This window comes from Micromonospora sp. DT233, from assembly GCF_049841815.1.
Classification (GTDB): Bacteria; Actinomycetota; Actinomycetes; order Mycobacteriales; family Micromonosporaceae; genus Micromonospora.
In genome coordinates this window covers 116,268-138,106 of sequence record NZ_JBNCLB010000008.1, presented here as the reverse complement: position 1 = coordinate 138,106, position 21,839 = coordinate 116,268, and the positions used below count along the sequence as shown (strand labels likewise).

Below are 21,839 nucleotides of genomic sequence, written 5' to 3'. Positions count from 1 at the left end.
CGAGGGCCCGGCCGTTCGCCGTGCGCGGGCCGTCAGCGGACCCGGCCGTACCCGTAGGGCGGCATCAGGTCGACGGCGCGCTTCTCCACGTTGCGACCGAAGGTCGGCGCGTGGATCACCTGGCCGTTGCCCACGTAGATGGAGACGTGCCCGAGGCTGTTGTAGAAGACCAGGTCACCCGGGCGCAATTCGCTGCGGCTGATGTGGCTGACCTTGCTCCACTGCATCTTGGTGTTGTGCGGCAGCGACTTGCCGGCCGCCCGCCAGGCGGCCAGGGTCAGGCCCGAGCAGTCGTACCCGTTCGGACCGTCGGCGGCCCAGACGTAGGGCTTGCCGAGGGCGCCGTACGCGTATCGGACCGCCACGCCGGCCTGGCCGGAGACGGCGGGCGCCTTCTCGGCGGAGCCGCCGCTCGACGAGGACTTCGCCTTCGGCTTGGGCGGCTCGGTGGCCCGCCCGTACGCCTGCCGGCGCATCTCGTAGAGCTCCGCCAGGTCCTTCTCGATCTTCTTCTTGCCGGCGGCGAGCTGCTTGGACTGCGCGGCCTGCTTCGCCAGCGTCGCGTCGAGCCGGGCCTTCTGGTCGAGCAGCAGGCGCTGACTGTCGGTGAAGGCGGCGATGCGCTGTTGGCGCTGCCGGGTGATCCGGTCCAGGGTGTCCAGCCGGGCCAGCAGGTCGCCCGACCCACCCGTGCTCAGCAGCACGTTCGCGGTGTCCAGCCGCCCCGACTTGTACGCGGTGACGGCGATCTCGCCGACGTCCGCCCGGCTCTGCTCGGTCTGTGCCTCCAGGGGCCCGATCCGGGCCGTCAGCTTCGCCGCCGCGGCCTTGTTCGCCTTGATGTCCTCGTTGACCTTGTTGTAGGACTCGACGACCCGTTCCAGCTCGGTCGAGGACTTCTCGATCCGCTGCGTCAGCTCGGCCGGCGACGGCTCGGCGCGAGCCGCCGACGCCGGGGCGATCAGCGCGGCCGCGAGGCCGGCCGCCGCCAGTGCGCGCAGCGAGTTCCTGAGGAACGACAAGAGCGAAGGGCTCCTCTCCCACCAGTCACCGGGGCGTCGTGCGCCGCGGCGACGCCGGCTCGGGGCAGCCCGGGTGGACCACCGTCGACCGGCCGACCTGATCAACCTAGCGCGGGGCGGGGGTGGCCCGCAGGTGAAGTAGGGGCGAAAGTGGTGAAACGGCCGGATGTGTCGTGAGAAAGAAACACGTTGCGTGAGGCTGGTGTGACGGCACGGCGCGGCGACTGGCGCTGTTTGCGGCCTTTGGCAGCTGTGCGGTTTAAGTCGTTCTCGGCGGATGCCGTCGGGCCCGAGCGGTAATAATCGGATAAGCCGGCGGCGGGCTGCAACGGCTCACCGCCGGGGCGTACCTCGCGCTCGGGGCGGTGGTCCTGCTGCCGGCGCTGCTCGCCCTGGCCGGCGACCGGTGGCGTCCGCCGCCGTACGAGCTGTGGGGCTGGCACCGGGGCGTCGAGGTGCTGCTGTTCAGCAGCGACGACGAGCGCCAGTTCGGGGACGTCAGCCGCGCCGTACGACAGGCTCGGGACAGCCACCGGCGTGGCGGCCGGGACGACGCGCCGGCCGGGGCGGGGCGGTACTGGCGACCGCAGCGCTGACCGGGGCGCAACCCGGCGGCCCCACGGCGTGCGGGGCCCCGTGGTCGCGGTGGCTCAGCCGGCGACCGGCTGCGGGGTGGGCGTCGGCTTCGGGGCGAGCCAGTGGCTGACCCGCCGCTCGGCGTAGAAGGACACGAAGGGCACCGTGCCGGCGAGCATCACCAGCAGCATCCGCTTCAGCGGCCAGTCCACCCGGCGGGACAGGTCGAACGTCGCTGCCAGGTAGAGCATGTAGAGCCAGCCGTGCGCGGTCCCGACGACCGCCACCACGATCGGTTCGTCGAAGCCGTACTTCAGCGGCATGCCGATCAGGACCAGCACCACCAGCGCCACGCCCACGATCCAGGCGATCGCGCGGTATCGGGTAAGGGCTCCGCCCACCGTCGTCCGTCCTTCCGAACCCGGCCTGCGCCGGGATAGTCGTGCCCCGGCCGTCGGCCGGGATGGTTGTGCCCCGGCCTGCGCCGGGTGGTCGTGAACCGGCCCCGTCAGCCGGGGTAGTCACCGGGCCGGGCGCCCGGGTTGGCGTTCAACCACGCCAGGTAGTGGTTGTAGGCGGCGAGGTCGTCGTCCTGGGCGCCGTCGACCGGCGCCGCCGGCACCCGGACGACCCGCACGGGTCGGCGTACCCCCGTCACGGTGGCGGACGACGAAGCCGCCGCCCCGGGCGCGGCCTGGCCGGCGTCGCCGGCCCGCTCGGTGCCCGCCGGCTCGCCGTCGGCGCGGTCGCCGTCGGCGGGGGAGCGCAGGGCGTGCCGCAGTTCCCGCCACCAGACGAAGATCACGAACCCGGCGAAGACCGGCCACTCGACGGCGTAGCCCCAACTCGACGCGTTGCCCTCTGCCGCCCGGGTGACCTGCCACCAGCCCAGCGCGAGGAAGGCGGCGACCGCCGCGACCATGGCCAGGTGGCGGGCCACCCACGCCGGGGTCCAGAGCCGCTTCATGGCTACGAGGGTACCGGGACCGGGGGCGTTCTCCGACGCGGCGTCGTAGCGGCGCAGGGTTTGGTGGTGGCCGGTTTGGGCAACCGTCTAGACGCCAGCCCAAACGAGACGAGGGGGGCGAGATGACCGAATCACTGCGGCAGACCGACGACCCGAGGGGCGCCAGCCCCGAGCAGCGGATGCCCGAGTGGGACGGCACACACGTCTACCACACGCACGCCGACGACGGGGAGCTGGGAGTCGACCCCACCGAGCTCACCGACGAGGACCTGATCCGCGAGATGCGCAGCCTGCACCGCACCCGGCTCGACACGCTGCGACACGCGGCGGACTCGGCGCTCGCGAACCACCTGCGCCGCACGGCGGAGCTGGAGACCGAGTACCTGGCCCGGCACCCCGGGCGCGAGGTCGACCCGGCCCGGCTGCGGGGGGAGTGATGGCGGGGCACGCCGAGCGCGGCATGTCCGCGCCGCCCGAGGTGGTGTTCAGTACGGCGACCGACCCGACCCGGGCCGCGTCGTGGCTGCCCCCACCGCTGCGCGCCGACGGCGACAGCCGCCCCGACGTCAGCGCCGAGGAGTTGACGGCCCGCTGGGCCAGCGACTCCGCCCCCGGTTGGTCGGCCGAGATCCGGGTGGAGCCGGCCGACGCCGGGGGTGCCCGGGTCCGGCTCGACCTGGCCGGGGCCTCCGGCCAACCGGACCCCGGCCTGGCCGACGAGACACTGGACAACCTCGCCCGCGAGGTGGCCGACAACCTGACCGCCGGCTGAGCCGACAACCTGACCGCCGGTGCGAGCCGGCGGGTCGCCGCACCCGCCGTCCGGCGGGTCGCCCGCACCCCCGGCGCGAGCCGGCGGGCCGCAGCACAGAGAACAAGGAGACAGACCGGGTGAGCGAGAGCAGCCTGAAGCAGAAGGCGGCGCGGCTGCGCCAGGCGTACGCGCCGCACGAGCACCGGCCGCTGGGCGGCTACCTGGCGGCGATGGGCACCTACGCCGGCGTGACGGCGGCGATCGCCGGCCTGGTCAAGGCGACGGGACGCCCCGTGCCCGAGCGTCCCGCCCCCTCGGACGTGGTACTGCTCTCCATCGCCACCCACAAGCTCAGCCGGCTGCTGTCCAAGGACGCGATCACCAGCCCGCTGCGCGCCCCGTTCACCCGGTACGACCGCCCGATCGGCTCGGGTGAGGTGATGGAACAGGTGCGGGACTCCGGCAGCCCCACCCGGCACGCCATCGGGGAGCTGCTGAGCTGCCCGTTCTGCCTGGCGGTCTGGGTGGCCACCGGGCTCACCGGCGGCCTGGTGCTGGCCCCCCGGCTGACCCGCCTGGTGGCCACCGCGCTGACCGCCGTGGCGGCCTCCGACTTCCTCCAGATGGGCTACGCACGGGCCCCGCTGGCCGCGGTGGGCGGGCACGACACGGACTGCCCGACCGCGGGTCCGCGCGGGGGCGGGGGGCGGGCGCCGCCGCCCCCCTTCCGCGTACGTCGGGCGTGCGCCCTCTTGTACGGACGTCGTGCTGCGCTCAGCTCTGCATACCGGACCAGCCGTGCGGCGACTCCGGCTCGCGCTCCTCCTCGTCCTCGTCCCCGGTGATGATGTCCCGGTCGACGGCGGTGCGGTCGTGCTCGTTGGCGAAGTCCGGCTCGGGGGTGGTGTCCAGGCCCTCCGGCGGCTCGCCCAGCGCGGGGATGTGCTCCTGTTGCTGATCGCGATCGGTCATCTCGCTGTCCTCTCCGTGGTCGGGGTAGCGGCGTGGGAGGTGGTCAGGCCACCGAACCGCCCAGCAGGTCGGCGGCCTCGTCCACCGCGTACTCGCCCTCGGGCAGGGCGGAGATCCGGGTGAGCAGCGCAGCGGGAAGCTCGGCGGCGACCGCCCGGCGGTAGATGTCGGCCTGGCTGATCCGCTCCTGGCCTCGGTAGATGTCGTCGAGCAGCTCGTCGAGCGGCCGGGTGTCGGTCTGGTCGACGGCTTCGGCGTCCGGATCCGGCTCGGTGTCGGCCAGCAGGTCGGTGTCGGCCGCCAGTCCGGCGTCGTCCACGGGGGCGTCCGTCACGGGTGCCTTGTCGGTCATGACGGTCAGCTACCCGGCCCCGAAACGGTCAAACGTCACCCGCTGCCGAGGCCGGGTGGGCGCCGTCGGTCGGCCGGTTGGGTGATCAGGACGCCATGGACCCTAAAACCGCGGGGAAAGGTCCATGGCGTCCTGATCACCTTCGGGGCACGGCGGCGGCGGCGGGTGGGGTGGCGGTCAGGCCGGGGTGGCCAGGGGGGTCGTGGCGACGCGGCGGGTTCGGACGGCGGCGGCCAGCGCGTCGAGGACCTCCTCCGTGTCGTCCCAGCCGAGGCAGGCGTCGGTCACCGAGCGGCCGTACTCCAGCTCACGGGTGGGGTCGAGGTCCTGACGGCCGGCCAGCAGGAAGCTCTCCAGCATGATGCCGATGATGCCGCGCTGGCCGGCGGCGAGCTGGGCCGCCACGTCGGCGGCGACGAGCGGCTGGCGGCGGTGGTCCTTGCCGCTGTTGGCGTGGCTGGCGTCGACCACGACCCGCTCCGGCAGGCCCGCCGCCCGCAGCAGGCCCAGCGCCCCGGCCACCGAGGCGGCGTCGTAGTTCGGGCCGTCGTTGCCGCCGCGCAGCACCAGGTGGCCGTCGGTGTTGCCCCGGGTGTGCATGATCGCCGGGGTGCCGGAGAAGTCGATACCGGGGAAGACGTGCGGGACGCCGGCCGCCCGGATCGCGTCCACCGCGGTGTCGATGCTGCCGTCGGGGCGGTTCTTCATGCCGATCGGCATGGAGAGGCCGGAGGCGAGCTGCCGGTGCACCTGGCTCTCCACCGTACGCGCGCCGATCGCGCCCCAGGCCACCGTGTCGGCGATGTACTGCGGGGTGATCGGGTCGAGGAACTCGCAGCCCACCGGCAGGCCCAGGCGCAGCACGTCCAGCAGCAGCGCCCGCGCCGTGCGCAGACCGGTGTTCACGTCGCCGGAGCCGTCCAGCCCCGGATCGTTGATCAGGCCCTTCCAGCCGACCGTGGAGCGCGGCTTCTCGAAGTACACCCGCATCACGATCAGCAGGTCGTCGGCGAGGCGGTCGGCGGCGACGCGCAGCCGGGCCGCGTAGTCCAGGGCGGCGGCCGGGTCGTGCACCGAGCACGGGCCGACCACCACCAGCAGCCGGTCGTCGGCGCCGTCGAGCACCCGGCTGACCGCGCGCCGGCCGTCGAGGACGGCCTCGGTGAGGGTGGCGTCCAGGGGCAGGTGGTGGTGCAGCAGGGCCGGGGTGGTCAGCGGCACGACGTGGTCGATGCGCTGGTCGATGACGCGATGGCTGTCCGGGGTGGTCACGGTGGGGTTCCTTCCGCCGACCGCGCCCCCGGGGCCGGCGCCCGAGGTCGAGCCGGCTGCTCGTACGCAGAAGGGCAGGAACGAAGGTCCCTGCCCGGCCGGCTCGAAGAACGGTGACGTCAGTTCATGGTGAAGTCACCGGCTCCTCCAGCCGGCTGCCTAAACCATCGATACGACCGCGTCACGCCCGAAACCTTACCCGACGCGCGGCGCGAAAGGCGTACCCGGTCGTCGACGCGGCCCATCCAGCGTTTACTTGCGTCAATGGATGGAGTGGGCTGGCCCGCCACGAGTTCCGGAGGCTCGAATGGACCGCCGCACGCTGCTGCGCGCCGGCTCCCCGGGCGGGATCACCTACGAGGTGCGTGGCCCGTTCCGTCGAGCCGCGAGCGGGGTACAGAGGTCGGCATGAGCCACGCACAGAGCGACGCAGACCGGATCGAGTCCCGCGCCCACCTGCTGCCGGAGGAGGCGGCGGCCGGCAGCGACGACCCCCAGGCCCAGGCCGAGGCCATCCTCGCCGAGTCCGACATCAGGGAGGACGGCCGGCCGGCCGCCCCCGACACCGTCCTCGAACAGCGCACCTCCGACGAGACGGCCACCAACGTCGAGCCGACGGACTGAGCACCCGCGCCAGCGGCGCTCAGGGCGTGGGGGACGCGCCGCGCGCCCGGCGGGACCCCCGGTAGCTGGTGTCCCGCAGCCGGGCCAGCACCCCCACCGCCCGCAGCTCCGCCGGCAGGTTGCCGATCGGGTCGAAGGCCAGCGCGGCGTCCTCCCGGGCGTCGCGCCGGCCTTCGAGGGTCACCTGCCCGAACGGCCGCCACGGCCCGAACGCCGACGCGACCGCCAGCACCAGCCGGGGCGCGTCCGCCGCCCGCGTCGCCGTGGCCGCCTCGGCCAGGCTGCGACCCAGGTCGGTCGAGTCGGGGGCGGCCAGCGCCGCGAACCACCAGCGCCGACGACCCCGCCGGTACGGCATGATCGAGCTGTACGTCCCCGCGAAGCGTCGCCGGGGCAGCGGCAGGTGGCGCAGCACCGGCGCCGCCGCGCTGGAGCTGACCAGCAGGTCGACGGGGGGTTCCCCGCCCCGGTGCAGGCGCACCGCCAAGCCGAGCACGTCGGGCCAGCTTCCCGGCGTCGGCACCCCCTTGGAGAGCCGGACCGTCGCCGGGTACCGACCCGGGGAGTCCAGCAGGGCCACCCCGGTCGGCGGGCCCGGCGTACCCCAGATCGTCACCTCGCCGGCGAAGGTGCGGCCGGCGGGGTGCAGCAGCCGCCCGCCCCGCCGCCGCCGGGCCAGGGCGGCGGACGCGCGCTCGACCAGCGCGGGCCCGACCCCCGTGGCGACCGCGACCGCGCCGGCGGCGACGAGCGCCAGCGCGGTGGCGCCGACGGGGCCGAGGCGGGCGCTCCCGGCGGCGGGGTGGGGGCTCTCGGCGGCGGTGGCGGGACGGGTGCCTGCGGCGGCGCGGCGACGACGGACGGACATGCCTCCTGCGGTACCCCGCCCGCGCCCGACGATGCCCCGCCCGACGCCCCCGTCCGCGCCGCGTGCCCAGAAGGCGGCCGTCCCGGCGGTCCGGCGGGACACGCGGCGCCGGTCGCCTCGGAGCGGGGGCACCGGGGCCGGTCCGTGATCGGATAGCGTCGGAGCATGCCCGACAGCGGTTACCCCTGGCCGATCGAAACGACCCGACTCGACAACGGCCTGCGCGTGGTGGTCAGCGAGGACCGCGGCGCACCGGCGGTCGCGGTGAACCTCTGGTACGACGTCGGCTCCCGGCACGAGCCGCAGGGGCAGACCGGCTTCGCCCACCTCTTCGAGCACCTGATGTTCGAGGGCTCGGTGAACGTGGCGAAGACCGAGCACATGAAGCTCGTCCAGGGTGCCGGCGGCTCGCTGAACGCCACCACCAACCCGGACCGGACCAACTACTTCGAGACCGTCCCGGCCGAGCACCTGGAGCTGGCGCTCTGGCTGGAGGCCGACCGGATGGGCGGGCTGGTCCCGGCGCTGACCCAGGAGACCCTGGACAACCAGCGGGAGGTGGTCAAGAACGAGCGCCGCCAGCGCTACGACAACGTCCCGTACGGCGACGCCTGGCTGCGGCTGCTGCCGCTGCTCTACCCGCCCGGCCACCCCTACCACCACGCGACGATCGGGTCGATGGCCGACCTGGACGCCGCCGATCTGGCCACCTTCCAGGGCTTCCACCGCACGTACTACGCGCCGGACAACGCGGTGCTGACCGTGGTCGGCGACACGACCGCCGCCGAGGTCTTCGCGCTGGCCGACAAGTACTTCGGGGCGATCCCGGCCCGGGGGTCGTTCCCGGCCGCGCCGGACGGCCGGCAGGTGGCCGCCACCGGTGTGCCGGTGACCGAGACGGTCGTCGCCGCCGTGCCCGCGCCCCGCGTCTTCGTCGCCCACCGCACCCACCCGTTCGGCAGCCCGGAGTACGACGTGCTCACCGTCCTGGCCACCGTGCTGGGCAGCGGGCGCGGCAGCCGGCTCTACCAGCGCCTCGCCGACGGCGAACGGATCGCCCAGCCGGACTCGGTCGCCGGCTACGGGGTGGACCTCGCGCACGCCCCCGCCCCGCTGGTCGTCACCGCCACCGCCCGTCCGGGGGTGAGCGGGCAACGGCTCGCCGCCGGGGTCGCCGAGGTGGTCGACGAGCTGGCCACCGTGCCGGTGACCGCCGCCGAGCTGGACCGGGCCAAGGCGTTGCTCAGCACCGGGTGGTGGCGGCAGCTCTCCACCGTCGACGGCCGCGCCGACACCCTCGGCCGGTACGCCACCCAGTTCGGCGACCCGAGGCGGGCCGCCGACCGGCTGCCCTCGTGGCTCTCGGTGACCGCCGACCAGATCGCCGCGCTGGCCGCCGAGGTGCTGGGCGCCGCCGACCGGGTGACCCTGACCTACCTGCCCGAGGAGACCGCATGAGCCTGATCGCCGACCGTCCCGGGCCGGGGCTGGCCCGGCCGTACCGGTTCCCCCAGGTGGTGCGCCGCGAGGTGGCCGGCGGCCAGGTCGTCGCCGCGCACCTGCCGGGGCAGAACCTGGCCGTGGCGCTGCTGCTGCTCGACGCCGGCGCGGGCCGGGAGCCGGCCGGCCGGGAGGGGCTCGGCGCGGTGCTGGCCAAGGCCCTGGAGGAGGGCACCACCCAGCGTGACGCGACCGCGTACGCGCTCGCCGTGGAGGGGCTCGGCACCGAGCTGGTGACCGGGCTGGACTGGGACTCGTTCCAGGTCAGCGTGCAGGTGCCGGTGGACCGGCTGACCGCCGCCGTGGAGCTGCTCGCCGAGGCCGTCCGCACGCCCCGGCTGGACCCGGACGACGTGCGCCGGGTCCGCGACGACGAGGCGACCGCGCTGCGGATGGACTGGGCCAACCCGGGCCCCCGGGCCGACGCCGCGCTGCGGGCCGACCTGTTCGGTGCGGAGAACCGCTGGGGCCGGCCCATGTACGGGGACCCGGAGTCGGTGGCGCACCTGGACATCGAGGACGTCACGGTCTTCCACTCCGAGTGGTTCCTGCGCCCCGGCACCCTGATCGTCGCGGGTGACCTGGAGCGGATCGACCTGGCGGCGCTCGGGGCGGCGGCGTTCGCCGGCAGCGGTGGCGGCCCCGCCGGCCGGGGCGGCCCGATCGAGGTGCCGACCCGCGCCGAGCGGCGGATCATCCTCGTCGACCGGCCCGGGTCGGTGCAGTCCACGCTGCGGCTGGGCCACCCGTCGGTGCACCGGGCGCACCCCGACCACGTGCCGATGACGCTGGCCGGCACCGTGCTCGGTGGGGCGTTCACCTCCGGGCTCAACCACCTGATCCGGGAGGTGCTCGGCTACACGTACGGGATCCGGGGCGAGTTCGCCGCCTCCCGCCGGTTCGGCCGGTTCGTGGTCAGCTCCGGGGTGCAGACGGCGGTGACCGCGCCGGCCCTGGTGGCGACGGTGGGGGAGATCACCCGTACCCGGGTGGAGGGGGTGACCGCCGACGAGCTGGCGGTGGCCCGCGCCTGGCGGGCCGGTCAGCTCTCGGTGGAGCTGCAGAGCCCCCGGGCGATCGCGTCGGCGCTGACCACCCTGGTCGTGCACGACCTGCCGGACGACTACCACGCCCGGCTGCGCGAGGCGCTGCTGACCGCCGACGTCGACGAGGTCTCGGCCGCCGCCGCGACCCACCTGCGCCCGGAGTCGCTGACCCTGGTGGTCGAGGGCGACGCCGCGCTGATCCGCGCGGAGCTCGCGGCCACCGACCTCGGCGAGATCGTCGACGCCGGAGCCTGAGCGCACCCCCGACCGGCGCGGGGCGATCCGGGCCGCGCCGGGTGTGATTCGCGTCGCGTCCGGGCCGCGCGGCCCGGCGGCCGGCGGGCGAAGGATGTTCTGGCCGGGAGCGGGGAAAGCCTCGGATCTTGCGGGCCGGCACCGGATCGCGGTGGCGTCGTTGCGGTTGCGGGGCCAACCGGGGTGGGCCCGGGAGGTCGCCGCCGGCGGTCCGCGCGGTGGGAAAGCGTTCCCCGACCCGCAGCCGACCTGGGTAGCCTCGCGGGCATGAGGATCGGCATTGTGGGGGCCACCGGCCAGGTCGGTGGCGTGATGCGGCAGGTGCTGGCGGAGCGGGAGTTCCCGGCGGAGCAGGTGCGGTTCTTCGCCTCCGCCCGCTCGGCGGGGCGCACCGTGGCGTGGCGTGGCGGCGAGGTGACCGTCGAGGACGCGGCCACCGCCGACTACACCGGGCTGGACATCGTGCTCTTCTCCGCCGGCAAGGGCACCGCGCGGGAGCTGGCCCCCCGGGTGGCCGCGACCGGCGCGGTCGTGATCGACAACTCGTCGGCGTTCCGGATGGATCCGGACGTGCCGCTGGTGGTCGCCGAGGTCAACCCGCACGCCGCCCGGCAGCGCCCGAAGGGCATCATCGCCAACCCGAACTGCACCACCATGGCCGCCATGCCGGTGCTGCGCCCGCTGCACGCCGAGGCGGGGCTGGTCGCCCTGGTCGTCTCGACGTACCAGGCGGTCTCCGGTGCCGGCCTGGCCGGCGTCGCCGAGCTCGACGAGCAGGTCCGCAAGGTCGTCGAGCAGGCCGCCGGGCTGGCCTTCGACGGCGCTGCCGTGGAGTTCCCCGCACCCCGGGTCTTCGCCCAGCCCATCGCGTTCAACGTGCTCCCGCTCGCCGGCTCGGTCGTCGACGACGGCTCCGCCGAGACCGACGAGGAGCAGAAGCTGCGCAACGAGACCCGCAAGATCCTGGAGATCCCCGGGCTGCCGGTCTCCGGCACCTGCGTGCGGGTGCCGGTCTTCACCGGCCACTCGCTGCAGATCAACGCCCGCTTCGCCCGGCCGATCACCCCGCAGCGGGCCCGCGAGCTGCTCGACGGCGCACCCGGGGTGGCCCTGGCCGACGTGCCGACCCCGCTGCTGGCCGCCGGCGCGGACCCGACGTACGTGGGTCGGATCCGCGCCGACGAGACGGCGGAGCACGGCCTGGCCCTGTTCTGCTCCAACGACAACCTGCGCAAGGGCGCCGCGCTGAACGCCGTGCAGCTCGCCGAGCTGGTCGCCGCCGAGCGGCGCTGACCGGCGTTGACCGGTTCCGCCGCCGGGCGGTGCTGAGCCGCCACCGCCGCGCCGGCTTTGCCGAGCCACCGCCGCCGGGCGGCGTGTTGAGCCGTCACCGCCGGCCGGGGATCCTCGGGTCGCCCGGCCGGCGGGGCGCGCGTCGGGTTGGATGGACGGTGCCCGACGAACCCCCGACGCGGAGGCCGACATGGTGGATGACAGGACCCAGGCGGACGACGAGACCCGGCACGCCCTGACCGAGCTGGTCGCGGGCGGGAAGCTGGGCGTGCTGGCGACGATCCGGCGCGACGGTCGGCCCCAGCTGTCGAACGTCGTGTACTCCTTCGACCGGGCGGCCGGGCTGATCCGGGTGTCGGTGACCGACGGCCGGGCGAAGACCGCCAACCTGCGCCGGGACCCCCGGGCCAGCTTCCACGTCGGCAGCGCCGACGGCTGGGCGTACGCGGTGGCCGAGGCCCGCGCCGAGCTGACCCCGGTGGCCGAGCGCCCCGACGACCCGACGGTGGCCGAACTGGTCGGGCTCTACCGCGCCGTGGGCGGTGAGCACCCCGACTGGGACGACTTCCGCCGCAGCATGGTCGCGGAGCGTCGACTCGTGCTGCGCCTGCACGTCGAGCGGCTCTACGGCGTGCCGCCGCGCGGCTGACGGCGGGCGGGGCAGCCGATGGCGGGCGACGGGCCGCGCGACGCGGCCGGGGAGGGCGACGCGGCGCAGGAGAGCGGGCCGCGCGGCGCGGCCGAGGAGGGCGAGAGCGCCGTGCTGCGCTCGGACCCGGTGCGCGCGGTCGCCTTCAGCGACGCGGTCTTCGCCATCATCATCACGCTGCTCGTACTCGACCTGCGGGTCCCCGCGACGGGGCCGGGCGGGCTCTGGGCGGGCCTGCTCGACCAGTGGCCGGTCTACCTGGCGTACGTCACCTCCTACCTCTACGTGGCGGTCAACTGGCTCAACCACCGGGGGACGTTCCACCGGATCCGCTGCACCGACCAGGGGCTGCACTGGGTCAACCTCGGGGTGCTCTTCGCCGTCGCGCTGCTGCCGTTCGTCACCGCGGTGGTCTCCGAGGCGGTCCAGCACGGCAGCCGGGCCGACGAGCGGGTCGCGGTGACCCTGTACGCGCTGGTCGGGGTCGTGCTCTCGGTGGCCTGGCTCGGCCTCTACCACCACCTCAGCCGGCATCGGGAGCTGCTGCAACCGCACACCCCGGCCCGGTTCTTCGCCGTCGAACGACGGCGGGCCGTCCTGGGCATCGTGTCGTACGCCCTCGCGGGCCTGGCCGGCTGGCTGGTCTCGGTGCCGGTGGCGCTGGTGGTCTTCCTGCTCCTGCCGATCTTCTACGGCTTCTCCAGCAACGGCGTCGACGACCTGTCCCGGCGGGTGAGGCGACGCCGCCCCCGGTGAGCGGCGGGGCGCGTTACCGCTCGGGGTGGGCGGGTAGACGACGGTGCCGACACCGAGAGGGGAGCACCGATGACTACGGTCGGAGAGTTCATGACGACCCGGTTGGTGACGATGGACGCGGACGACACGATCGCCACCGCGGCCCGGCAGATGCGCGACAGCGCGATCGGCGATGTGGTGGTCACCAGCGGGGACGATGTGGTCGGCATCGTCACGGACCGGGACATCACGGTCCGGGGCGTCGCCGACGAGCGCATCCCGGCGACCACCCGGCTGAAGGAGATCACCAGCCGGGACGTGATCACCGTGAGCCAGCACGACGACGTGGTGGCCGCCGCCGACCTGATGCGCACGTACGCCGTACGCCGGTTGCCGGTGACCGAGGAGGGCCGCCTGATCGGCCTGATCTCCATGGGTGACCTCGCGGTCGAACGGGAACCGCAGTCGGTGCTGGCCGACATCAGCACCGACGACCCCAACAACTGACCGCCCGCACGCGCGGCGTCGACGCCGGCCCCGCCACGGCGGGGCCGGCGTCGCGGCGTCGGAGCGCCGGGGGGGGGTGACTCACCCGATCCGGATGAGGTTCACCGCGCCCGGGGCGGGGATGCTCCGCACGTCGAGGGACGGACCGACGGGAGGGGCCCGATGTTGGACGCGACCACCAGCTTCTTCGAGGAACTGGACCGGCGGGGCTACGAACCCCGGTTGGCCAAGATCTCCGGGACCGTGCGCTTCGACCTGCGCGAGGGGGCACAGACCACCCACTGGCTGCTGACCATCGACGAGGGGCGGCTGGCGGTCAGCCAGGCCGACCGCGAGGCCGACACCGTCATCATGACCAGCCCCGCGCTCTTCGAGGAACTCGCCACCGGCCGGGAGCATGGGCTGGCGGCCTTCCTGCGGGGGGACATGACGGCCAGCGGGGACGTCCGGCTGGTGGTGCCGGTCGAGCGGCTCTTTCCCGGCCCGCCCACCAGTCAGGGGCCGCGCCGGATCTTCGAGCGGGAGGCGCGCTGATGGGACAGGGCGACACGGTCCGGATCCTCGACGGCAGCACCTTCGTCGTCTCCGCGGACACCGGCGACATCGAGGCCACGACGAGCGAGCCGACCGGCATGTTCTCCCTGGACACGCGGTTTTTGTCGCGGTGGGTGCTGACGGTCAACGGCGAGCGGCTCAACGCCCTGTCCTACGACGACCTGCAGTACTACGAGGTGCGGTTCTTCCTGGTGCCCGGGGTGGCGACGCACTACATCGACGCGAAGTTGTCGATCATCCGCGAGCGGGTGGTCGGCGGCAGCTTCCACGAGCAGGTGACGATCCTCAACCACGACGAGAAGCCCGTGGACCTGGAGATCCGGATGGAGGCCGGCGCGGACTTCGCCGACCTGTTCCAGGTCAAGGACGAGATCGTCAACAAGAAGGGCGAGTTGTACGCGGAGGCGGAGGCCGACCGGCTCCGGCTGGGCTACCGGCGGGGTAACTTCCAGCGGGAAACGATGATCACCTCGTCGCAGCCCGCCCGGTACGACCGCAACGGGTTCGCCTTCAGCGTCCACCTGGAGCCGAACGAGCAGTGGCGCACCGAGATCGACGTGGAGACGTCGGCGTTCAGCGCCGCCGGGCGGGACCTGCGCATCGGCGCGCGGCCGGGCGGCACCGAGCGGCTCACCCTGGAGCACGACCTGCAGCAGTGGATCGACGACGCTCCCAAGGTCAACTGCGAGTGCCAGCACCTGTCCCGGACGTACCAGCGCAGCCTGATCGACCTGGCGGCGCTGCGCTTCTCGCCGCTCTCCCTCGGCGGTCAGGCGCTCCCCGCGGCCGGGCTGCCCTGGTTCATGACCATGTTCGGCCGCGACAGCATCCTCACCTGCCTACAGGCGATGCCGTTCGCCCCGGAGCTGTCCAAGGGCACGCTGCGGCTGCTGGCCTCGTTGCAGGGCACCCGGTTCGACGACTTCCGCGACGAGGACCCCGGCCGGATCATGCACGAGATGCGCTACGGGGAGACGGCCGCGTTCGAGGAGCAGCCGCACTCGCCGTACTACGGTTCGGTCGACGCCACCCCGCTGTTCCTGGTGCTGCTCGACGAGTACGAGCGGTGGAGCGGCGACGCGGCGCTGGTGCGGGAGCTGGAACGGGAGTGCCGGGCCGCGCTGCACTGGATCGACGCGTACGCCGACCTGGGCGGCAACGGCTACATCTGGTACGAGCGGCGCAACACCGACACCGGCCTGGAGAACCAGTGCTGGAAGGACTCCTGGGACTCGATCTCGTACCGCGACGGGCGGCTGCCCGGCTTCCCCCGGGCCACCTGCGAGGTGCAGGGGTACGCGTACGACGCGAAGGTCCGGGCCGCCCGGCTGGCCCGGGAGTTCTGGGACGACCCCGCGTACGCCGATCGGCTGGAGCGGGAGGCCGCGCAGCTCAAGGAGCGGTTCAACCGGGACTGGTGGGTCGCCGACGGCGGGTTCTACGCCCTCGCGCTGGACCCGGACGGCCGGCAGGCCGACGTGCTCAGCTCGAACATCGGCCACCTGCTGTGGAGCGGCATCGTCGACGACGACCGGGCCGAGCGGATCGCCGCGCACCTGGTGGGGCCGCGACTCTTCTCCGGCTGGGGGGTGCGGACCCTGGCCGAGGGGGAGGTCCGGTACAACCCGATCGGCTACCACAACGGCACCGTCTGGCCCTTCGACAACTCCTTCATCGCCTGGGGGCTGCGCCGGTACGGCTTCGCGGAGGAGGCCGCCACGATCGCCGACGGGATCCTCGCCGCCGCCAGCTTCTTCGACGGCCGGCTGCCCGAGGCGTTCGGCGGGTACGCCCGGGAGCTGACCAAGTTCCCGGTGGAGTACCCGACGGCGTGCAGCCCGCAGGCATGGTCCACCGGCACCCCGATGCTGCTGCTGCGCACCATGCTCGGCATCGAGCCGCACGAGGGGCACCTCTCGGTCGACCCGCGCCTGCCGGTCGGCATGGGTCGAATCGAGGTGCTGGACATCCCGGGGCGCTGGGGCCGGGTCGACGCGTTCGCCCGGGGCCGCCTGGAGCTGAACAAGCTCGCCCGCTGACCGCCGCCCCGGCGCGGCCCCGGCGGCCCCGGGCTCCCCACCGGGGTGCGGCCGCGCGCGACCTCGCCGTGAGCAGGGTAAAATCGCCGGATGCCGGAACTCGTGTACCCGCCCGTGATCACCGCCGCCAAGACGATGTTCCGGGTCCTCGACCTGCGCCTGAGGGTGGAGGGCAAGCACCACGTGCCCCGCACCGGCGGGGCCGTCATGGCCAGCAACCACGTGAGCTACCTGGACTTCATCTTCTGCGGCTTCGGGGCGCACGAGTCCCGCCGCCTGGTCCGGTTCATGGCCAAGCACGAGGTGTTCGCGCACAAGATCTCCGGCCCGCTGATGCGCGGCATGAAGCACATCCCGGTCAACCGGCGGGCCGGTGCCGCCTCCTACAACGCGGCGGTGGAGGCACTGCGCCGCGGTGAGGTCGTCGGCGTCTTCCCCGAGGCCACGGTGAGCCGCTCCCTGGTGGTGAAGGACCTCAAGAACGGCGCGGCCCGGATGTCGCAGGACGCCAATGTGCCGCTGCTGCCGGTCGCGCTCTGGGGCACCCAGCGGCTCTGGATGAAGGGCCACCCGAAGAATCTCACCCGCCGGCACACCCCGATCACCATCCTGGTGGGCGAGCCGATGGACCCGGCCGACTACCCGGACCCGACCACGATGACCGCCGAGCTGAAGACCCGGCTGACCGCCCTGGTCGACCGGGCGCAGCGGGAGTACCCGGACAAGCCCGCCGGCCCCGACGACGGCTGGTGGTTGCCGGCGCACCTCGGCGGCACCGCGCCGACACCGGAGGCGGCGGCCGAGCTGGACCGGCCGGTGCGGCGTACTCCGACCGCCTGACCGCTCCGGCCCCGGCCGGTGGTCAGTCCCCGCGTTCGGCGACCCGCTGGGCGTGCCGGGCCACGGTCGCGCCGAAGATGCCGTCCAGCCGGCCGCAGGCGCGACACACCAGGTCCTGGCCCAGCGGGCCGCCGCAGTCGCCGCAGCGGCCGGCGTCGTCCGGGTCGGCCCAGCGGTTCAGCGCCTCGGTGAGGGCGCGGGCCGCCCGCTCGGTCAGCGGAAAGGTGCCGCGCAGCCGCCCCACCCGCAGGTCGACCGTGGCGACCGGCTCGGCGGCGGGATCGTCGTACGGGGCGATGCGGGCGAGGAACCGTTCCATCGCCTCGACGGGATCGGGTGCCGGCGGTGTCGTCACCGCGCCACTGTATTGCCACCCGCCCGCCGGGCCCTCCAAGGGTGATCAGGGCGAGGCGGAGTAGACGACCAGGGTCTGCTCCGGGCATTCCGCCAGGTGGAATGCGGTGTACGCGTAATCCGTCACGCCGTGCTGCGGGTGGCGGAGGCGCTTACGGCCGCTGTGTCGCGGCTGCACCTCGTACTGCGGCCACCAGGCGCGGACCTCGGCGCTGGCCTCGTGCAGCTCCTCGATCAGGCGGGCGAACCGTGGGTCGGTGGGGTGCCGGCCGGCCAGCGCGCGCAGCCGGGCGAGCAGCCCCCGGGCCTCCACCGTCCAGTCGACCAGGACCTCGCGGGCCAGCGGCTCGGTGAAGGTCCAGCGGACGAAGTTCGGCGGGCGGTGTCCGCCGAAGAGGGCGGGGAAGAGCTCCACCGCCGCCTGGTTGTGACTGAGCACGTCGTACGCCGCGCCGATCAGGTACGCCGGGTGGGGCTGGAGCAGCAGCGGCACGGCGGCCGCCTCGGGAGCGAGGGGCTCCGGGCCGGAGGCATCGTCGGTCACCGGGTGACCGGCGAGCCGGAACAGGTGGTCGCGTTCGTACCCGTCGAGGCGCAACGCGGCGGCGATCGCGGAGAGCACCTGGTCGGAGGCCCGGATGTCGCGGCCCTGTTCGAGGTACGTGTACCACGTGGCGCTGACCCCCGCGAGCACCGCCAGCTCCTCGCGGCGCAGCCCGGGGGTGCGGCGTCGGCCGGTCGCGGGAAGGCCGGCCTCGGCGGGTGCCATCCGTTCTCGTCGGCTGCGCAGGAACGCGGCCAACTCACGGCGTTGATCCGGCATGGCTGGCAGCTCCAGTTCCAGGATGAGGCGATTCTGGATACCAGCTTAACTGTGGGTGAGGCTGGCTCCCATGACAGGAATCAGCGACAAGGTAGTGGCCATCACCGGCGCCAGCAGCGGCATCGGCGAGGCGACCGCGCTGCTGCTCGCCGAGCAGGGCGCGCGGGTCGTGCTCGGCGCACGCCGGTCGGATCGGCTCGCGGAGCTGGCCGCGCGGATCGAGCGGGCCGGCGGCGCGGCCGGGTACGCGCCGACCGACGTCACCCGCCCGGACGACCTGCAACGGCTGGTGGGACTGGCCGTCGAGCGCTTCGGTCGGCTCGACGTGCTGGTCAACAACGCCGGGTACGGGCCGGTCGGCCCACTCGACGAGCTGCGGGTCGACGAGTGGAACGAGATGATCGACGTGAACGTCAAGGGCCTGCTGCACGGCATCGCGGCCGCGCTACCGGTGTTCCGCGCTCAGGGCGGCGGGCACTTCGTCACCATCGCCTCGGTCGCGGCCTACCTGGTGGTGCCCAACATGGCGGTCTACGCCGGCAGCAAGGTCGCCGCCCGGGCAATCTGCGAAGGGCTGCGCCAGGAGGCCGGCGACACGGTGCGGGTCACCACCATCTCGCCCGGGTTCGTCGCCACCCCGTTCGCCGGGCAGTCCAGCAACACGGTCATCCGCGAGCAGCTGACCGCCATCCGCGACCAGATCGCCATCCCGCCGCAGGCCATCGCCCGCGCGATCGCGTTCGCCGTCGAGCAGCCGGCCGACGTCGACGTGAACGAGATCGTCGTCCGCCCGACGGCCCAGGCGTAGCTGCGCCCGGTACGCCCCGGTGGCGGGGGAACGGGGCCACCCCGCCACCGGCGTCCTCGGTGCACGGACCTCCGCAGTGACCCGGACCTCCGCCACCGGGGCCCGGACGGTGGGGAGCGGAAAAAACCGTCCACTGTGTTCGTGGTGCTACCTTCCACGCCGGGGCCGCCCCACGAGGCAGGAGACAGTCGTGCACAACAGGATCATCGGCGTACTGGTCGCCATCGTGGCGCTGGCCGGGCTCGCCGTCGTCGGTGCGCTCGGCGGCGGGTTCCTGGCCAGCCTCAACGAGGCCGATCCGGTCGGCTTCACGCCCACCGCCACCGCCGGCCCCACCCGCGCGCCCGCCCCGGCTCCCACGATGGCCCCCACGCTCGCGCCCACCCCGAGCCCTGCCCGCACCTCGACCGGCTCCGACCGCGTCGTCTCCACCGCGCCGGCGTCGCCGGAGGAGACGAGGCGGCCTGCGGGGGGGACCTACCGGCTCGACCGGGTCATCCACGCTCAGGCCTCGACGAGCGTCAAGCTGCTCACCGCCGAGGTCACCGGCGACAGGATGCGGTTGAACACCGTCTACCGCAACGCTTCGGCGTCACCGTGGTGGCTCAAATGCCCCACCCTCGACATGGACCTGGCCTCCCTGCACATCACCCTCGCCGACGGCCAGATCGTCCGCCCCGAGCGCACCTGGTGCGCGGCGCGGGCTGGCGAGTCCTTCGCCCTCGAGCCGGGCCAGCAGGTGAGCAGCTGGGCCGTCTTCGCGGTGGTGCCGGAGATCGGCTCGTCGTTCGCGCTGAGCTGGTACAACTTCCCCGTGGCGTACGGCCTCCGGCTCGGCTAGGGGCGCGTCCTCGTCGGTCAGCGGCCGCGCGCCGACAAACTTCTCAACCTTTTCCGCCGGCGGCGGGTCTACCTCTCGTGGATGACGACCAGGCAGGACTGGAGCGTGCCGATGACGGCTTCCGCGCGTTCGTCGAGATCCGGTACGCGGATCTGCTCCGGACCGCGTACCTGCTGAGCGGTTCGCGGCACGCGGCCGAGGACCTGGTGCAGAGCGCGCTGATGCGAGCGATGCGCCGGTGGGGGCAGATCAACGACCCGATGGCGTACGTCCGCCGGATCATGGCCAACGAGCGGGTCAGCGGGTGGCACCGCTTCGGGTCCCGGGAGTTCCTGACCGGGCTGACCGACGCCTGGCGGTCGCACACCGAGCAGGGGCGCAGCCCGGACCCGGCGCACGACGTCGTCGTACGCGACGAGCTGCTCACCGCGCTGCGCGGTCTGCCGCCCCGGATGCGGGCGGTGCTGGTGCTGCGGTACTGGGAGGACCTTCCCGAGGCGCAGATCGCGCAGACCCTCGGTTGCTCGGTCGGCACGGTGAAGAGCCAGGCGTCGCGGGGGATCGCCCGACTGCGCGCGGCGCTGCCGGCCCTGGCAGAGGGGGCGTCGCGGGCGGGGGAGTCGTCGCTCGAGGAGGAGGAGCCGGTGGGCGTGCACGGACGGCCGGTCAGGACGAGTGGGAGAGGGGTCAGCGATGGCCGATGAGATCAGGCAGGCACTGACCCGGCTCGCGGAGCCGGTGGTGCCGGGCCCCGACCCGTACCAGCGGTTGCTGGTCCGCGTCCGACGCCGCCGGCGGCGGCGCACGGCGGTGGCCTGCGTGGCCGGCCTGGCGGTGGTGGCGATGGCGCTGCCGGTGCTCGGGGCGGCCGGCCGGCTGACGACCAGCGGCGTGGCGTCGCCGCCGCCGGCCGCCGGCACCTACCAGCCCGCGAGCCGGGTCGAGGAGCCGATGGTGCGGCAGCTGCTGGACTCGCCGACGCGGGGCAACCTGGCCGGCGACGAGGCGCTGATCGCGGACCTCCAGCGGCGGTACCGGGCGGCCCGCGCGGAGCTGCTGGTCGACCCGGCGCTGCACGAGGTGCGGGTGCTGCTCGCCCACGACGCGCCGAACGCCCGGATCGTGGTGGTGGCCTTCCTGGACGACTCGCACGCGCTGCTCCGCTCGGGATCCGCGCAGCCCGGGGCGTCCGTGCCGGAACTGCTGAGCCAGACCGGCACCCCGGACGAGCCGCAGCCCCTGGCGCCGTACGTCTTCTACGGTCGGTCCTTGCCGGAGGGGGGCCGGCACGGCACCGACCTCAGGGTGGGGCTCGCGCCGGCCGGGTGTCTCGTCATGGTCTCCGCCGACGGCCGGATCCAGCCGGACGGCTCGGTGGCCCGGAGCTGGCGGACGGTGAGCACCGACGGGTTCGTGACCCAGGGGTCGGGCCGGGTGACCGAGCGGTGGCGGTTCACCTGCCAGGGCGTGCTGCGCTACGTCGGGCCGGCCGTTGGTGGGCCGGGCACCAGACTGCCGAGGGAGGCGGCGTCGCCGGTCGCCACCGCCGGCGCGCGCGGCACGGTCGACGCCGCGCTCGCCGCCGACGGCGCACGTGAACTGCGCGAACTGATGGCGGGTCAGGGACTGGTCGGGTCGGCGCCCCAGGTGGTCTGGGGCGGGCGGCTACCCGGTTGGATGGCCGGTGCGCCGGCCGCCGTGCTGGTGCGTTCCTGCTCGACCGCCGGCGGCTGCGCCGTGTTGCTCGAAACCGAGGCCGAGACGTCGTCGCAACCGGGTGCGGTGGCGACCGACCACCGGGCCGCCACGGGGAGCCCCGATCTGGCCGTCGTCCGGGTGCCGGGGGAGACGGGCGGGGTGCTGGTCGTCGGGCCGGAAGCGGCGGTCCGCGTCGAACTGCTCGACGCGTTGGCCGGGACGGTCGCGACCGGTCGGCTCGACGCCGGTGCGGGCACGCTGCGCGTCGATCCCCGCCAGGTCTCCACGGTCCGGCTCTTCGACCGCGACGGCCGGCTCCTGCGCAGCGCGGCGACGCCGAACCTCGGCGGCAGCTACTCCGGCCAGCTCGGTGAGCCGACCATCTGGGCCTGGTGACGACATACGACTGGTGATGGCGTGAGCCTGGTGACGGCGGCGCGTCGGCTGGCGGCGGCGCGTCGGCCGGGTGCCCGGCCCGGTGGGGTCGGG

The 21,839-nt window shown here is 74.2% G+C and carries 26 protein-coding genes and 1 pseudogene; 18 read left to right on the top strand and 9 right to left on the bottom strand.

The genetic code is table 11. From position 1 onward, the window contains the following. Positions 1 to 32: 32 nt before the first annotated feature. Complete coding sequence (locus ACLQ2V_RS19055; RefSeq protein ID WP_425719861.1) at positions 33 to 1,022, bottom strand: NlpC/P60 family protein; 990 nt, start codon at positions 1,020 to 1,022, stop codon at positions 33 to 35. A 323-nt stretch (positions 1,023 to 1,345) separates the two neighbouring features. On the opposite strand from ACLQ2V_RS19055, the gene ACLQ2V_RS19050 reads away from it, so the two are divergent. Beyond that, positions 1,346 to 1,618, top strand: a complete 273-nt coding sequence (locus ACLQ2V_RS19050; RefSeq protein WP_425719937.1) for a DUF6232 family protein — start codon at positions 1,346 to 1,348, stop codon at positions 1,616 to 1,618. 54 nt (positions 1,619 to 1,672) lie between these two features. Here ACLQ2V_RS19050 and ACLQ2V_RS19045 read toward each other — a convergent pair whose 3' ends face one another. Both ACLQ2V_RS19045 and ACLQ2V_RS19040 read right to left on the bottom strand, forming a co-directional pair. Beyond that, positions 1,673 to 1,999 (bottom strand): DUF3817 domain-containing protein, encoded by a 327-nt coding sequence (locus tag ACLQ2V_RS19045; RefSeq protein WP_425719860.1) that lies wholly within the window; start codon positions 1,997 to 1,999, stop codon positions 1,673 to 1,675. Positions 2,000 to 2,106: 107 nt separating this feature from the next. Next, positions 2,107 to 2,565, bottom strand: coding sequence for a hypothetical protein (locus ACLQ2V_RS19040; RefSeq protein WP_425719859.1), 459 nt, complete (start codon positions 2,563 to 2,565; stop codon positions 2,107 to 2,109). Positions 2,566 to 2,687: 122 nt separating this feature from the next. Between ACLQ2V_RS19040 and ACLQ2V_RS19035 the strand changes: the two genes are divergently transcribed. The 3 genes and pseudogenes from ACLQ2V_RS19035 to ACLQ2V_RS19025 form a co-directional block, all read left to right on the top strand. Continuing rightward, entirely contained in the window at positions 2,688 to 3,002 is a 315-nt protein-coding gene (locus ACLQ2V_RS19035) for a DUF6158 family protein (RefSeq protein WP_425719858.1), read from the top strand. Beyond that, complete coding sequence (locus ACLQ2V_RS19030) at positions 3,002 to 3,337, top strand: hypothetical protein (RefSeq protein WP_425719857.1); 336 nt, start codon at positions 3,002 to 3,004, stop codon at positions 3,335 to 3,337. Before ACLQ2V_RS19035 ends, ACLQ2V_RS19030 begins: the two co-directional genes overlap by 1 nt. Positions 3,338 to 3,456: 119 nt before the next feature. Further along, a pseudogene (locus tag ACLQ2V_RS19025) lies at positions 3,457 to 3,987 on the top strand (DUF1360 domain-containing protein); the annotation flags it as partial. A gap of 106 nt (positions 3,988 to 4,093) precedes the next feature. Here ACLQ2V_RS19025 and ACLQ2V_RS19020 read toward each other — a convergent pair. The 3 genes from ACLQ2V_RS19020 to ACLQ2V_RS19010 form a co-directional block, all read right to left on the bottom strand. Beyond that, positions 4,094 to 4,291: a hypothetical protein gene (locus ACLQ2V_RS19020; protein ID WP_425719856.1), complete on the bottom strand. Its 198-nt coding sequence runs from the start codon at positions 4,289 to 4,291 to the stop codon at positions 4,094 to 4,096. A gap of 43 nt (positions 4,292 to 4,334) precedes the next feature. Further along, positions 4,335 to 4,574: a hypothetical protein gene (locus tag ACLQ2V_RS19015; RefSeq protein WP_425719936.1), complete on the bottom strand. Its 240-nt coding sequence runs from the start codon at positions 4,572 to 4,574 to the stop codon at positions 4,335 to 4,337. Between the two features lie 246 nt (positions 4,575 to 4,820). After that, positions 4,821 to 5,915, bottom strand: coding sequence for a 3-deoxy-7-phosphoheptulonate synthase (locus ACLQ2V_RS19010; RefSeq protein WP_425719855.1), 1,095 nt, complete (start codon positions 5,913 to 5,915; stop codon positions 4,821 to 4,823). A 408-nt stretch (positions 5,916 to 6,323) separates the two neighbouring features. Here ACLQ2V_RS19010 and ACLQ2V_RS19005 point away from each other — a divergent pair, with 408 nt between their 5' ends. Next, on the top strand, positions 6,324 to 6,539 hold the full coding sequence (locus ACLQ2V_RS19005) for a hypothetical protein (RefSeq protein WP_425719854.1): 216 nt from the start codon (positions 6,324 to 6,326) through the stop codon (positions 6,537 to 6,539). Between the two features lie 19 nt (positions 6,540 to 6,558). Here the strand turns inward: ACLQ2V_RS19005 and ACLQ2V_RS19000 are convergent, their stop codons facing one another. After that, positions 6,559 to 7,407, bottom strand: coding sequence for a phosphodiesterase (locus ACLQ2V_RS19000; protein WP_425719853.1), 849 nt, complete (start codon positions 7,405 to 7,407; stop codon positions 6,559 to 6,561). A gap of 165 nt (positions 7,408 to 7,572) precedes the next feature. Here ACLQ2V_RS19000 and ACLQ2V_RS18995 point away from each other — a divergent pair, with 165 nt between their 5' ends. From ACLQ2V_RS18995 to ACLQ2V_RS18955, 9 genes are all read left to right on the top strand, one after another. Continuing rightward, positions 7,573 to 8,865, top strand: coding sequence for a M16 family metallopeptidase (locus ACLQ2V_RS18995; RefSeq protein ID WP_425719852.1), 1,293 nt, complete (start codon positions 7,573 to 7,575; stop codon positions 8,863 to 8,865). Then, positions 8,862 to 10,208 (top strand): M16 family metallopeptidase, encoded by a 1,347-nt coding sequence (locus ACLQ2V_RS18990; RefSeq protein WP_425719851.1) that lies wholly within the window; start codon positions 8,862 to 8,864, stop codon positions 10,206 to 10,208. The genes ACLQ2V_RS18995 and ACLQ2V_RS18990 overlap by 4 nt, the downstream gene beginning before the upstream one ends. Before the next feature lie 267 nt (positions 10,209 to 10,475). Further along, positions 10,476 to 11,501, top strand: a complete 1,026-nt coding sequence (locus ACLQ2V_RS18985) for an aspartate-semialdehyde dehydrogenase (RefSeq protein WP_425719850.1) — start codon at positions 10,476 to 10,478, stop codon at positions 11,499 to 11,501. A 190-nt stretch (positions 11,502 to 11,691) separates the two neighbouring features. After that, positions 11,692 to 12,150, top strand: coding sequence for a PPOX class F420-dependent oxidoreductase (locus ACLQ2V_RS18980; protein ID WP_425719849.1), 459 nt, complete (start codon positions 11,692 to 11,694; stop codon positions 12,148 to 12,150). An 18-nt stretch (positions 12,151 to 12,168) separates the two neighbouring features. Continuing rightward, the gene (locus tag ACLQ2V_RS18975; RefSeq protein WP_425719848.1) at positions 12,169 to 12,906 is read left to right on the top strand and encodes a TMEM175 family protein; all 738 of its coding nucleotides are present in this window, start codon (positions 12,169 to 12,171) and stop codon (positions 12,904 to 12,906) included. Between the two features lie 69 nt (positions 12,907 to 12,975). After that, on the top strand, positions 12,976 to 13,392 hold the full coding sequence (locus tag ACLQ2V_RS18970; RefSeq protein WP_425719847.1) for a CBS domain-containing protein: 417 nt from the start codon (positions 12,976 to 12,978) through the stop codon (positions 13,390 to 13,392). 162 nt (positions 13,393 to 13,554) lie between these two features. After that, entirely contained in the window at positions 13,555 to 13,926 is a 372-nt protein-coding gene (locus ACLQ2V_RS18965; protein ID WP_425719846.1) for an SCP2 sterol-binding domain-containing protein, read from the top strand. Next, the gene (locus tag ACLQ2V_RS18960; protein WP_425719845.1) at positions 13,926 to 15,986 is read left to right on the top strand and encodes a glycogen debranching N-terminal domain-containing protein; all 2,061 of its coding nucleotides are present in this window, start codon (positions 13,926 to 13,928) and stop codon (positions 15,984 to 15,986) included. The genes ACLQ2V_RS18965 and ACLQ2V_RS18960 overlap by 1 nt, the downstream gene beginning before the upstream one ends. Positions 15,987 to 16,076: 90 nt before the next feature. Next, positions 16,077 to 16,826: a lysophospholipid acyltransferase family protein gene (locus ACLQ2V_RS18955; RefSeq protein WP_425719844.1), complete on the top strand. Its 750-nt coding sequence runs from the start codon at positions 16,077 to 16,079 to the stop codon at positions 16,824 to 16,826. Between the two features lie 22 nt (positions 16,827 to 16,848). Here ACLQ2V_RS18955 and ACLQ2V_RS18950 read toward each other — a convergent pair whose 3' ends face one another. Both ACLQ2V_RS18950 and ACLQ2V_RS18945 read right to left on the bottom strand, forming a co-directional pair. Next, entirely contained in the window at positions 16,849 to 17,181 is a 333-nt protein-coding gene (locus tag ACLQ2V_RS18950) for a hypothetical protein (protein WP_425719843.1), read from the bottom strand. Positions 17,182 to 17,226: 45 nt separating this feature from the next. Then, positions 17,227 to 18,003, bottom strand: a complete 777-nt coding sequence (locus ACLQ2V_RS18945) for a helix-turn-helix transcriptional regulator (protein WP_425719842.1) — start codon at positions 18,001 to 18,003, stop codon at positions 17,227 to 17,229. A 70-nt stretch (positions 18,004 to 18,073) separates the two neighbouring features. On the opposite strand from ACLQ2V_RS18945, the gene ACLQ2V_RS18940 reads away from it, so the two are divergent. The 4 genes from ACLQ2V_RS18940 to ACLQ2V_RS18925 all read left to right on the top strand — a co-directional run bounded on the left by ACLQ2V_RS18940 (position 18,074) and on the right by ACLQ2V_RS18925 (position 21,746). Next, a complete protein-coding gene (locus ACLQ2V_RS18940; protein ID WP_425719841.1) occupies positions 18,074 to 18,811 on the top strand; it encodes an SDR family oxidoreductase in 738 nt (245 codons plus the stop codon). Positions 18,812 to 19,001: 190 nt separating this feature from the next. Further along, entirely contained in the window at positions 19,002 to 19,652 is a 651-nt protein-coding gene (locus ACLQ2V_RS18935; RefSeq protein WP_425719840.1) for a hypothetical protein, read from the top strand. Positions 19,653 to 19,729: 77 nt separating this feature from the next. Then, complete coding sequence (locus ACLQ2V_RS18930) at positions 19,730 to 20,356, top strand: SigE family RNA polymerase sigma factor (protein WP_425719839.1); 627 nt, start codon at positions 19,730 to 19,732, stop codon at positions 20,354 to 20,356. Then, positions 20,346 to 21,746 carry a hypothetical protein gene (locus ACLQ2V_RS18925; RefSeq protein ID WP_425719838.1) on the top strand — a complete coding sequence of 467 codons (1,401 nt, stop codon included), beginning with the start codon at positions 20,346 to 20,348 and terminating at the stop codon, positions 21,744 to 21,746. Before ACLQ2V_RS18930 ends, ACLQ2V_RS18925 begins: the two co-directional genes overlap by 11 nt. Positions 21,747 to 21,839 lie beyond the last annotated feature (93 nt).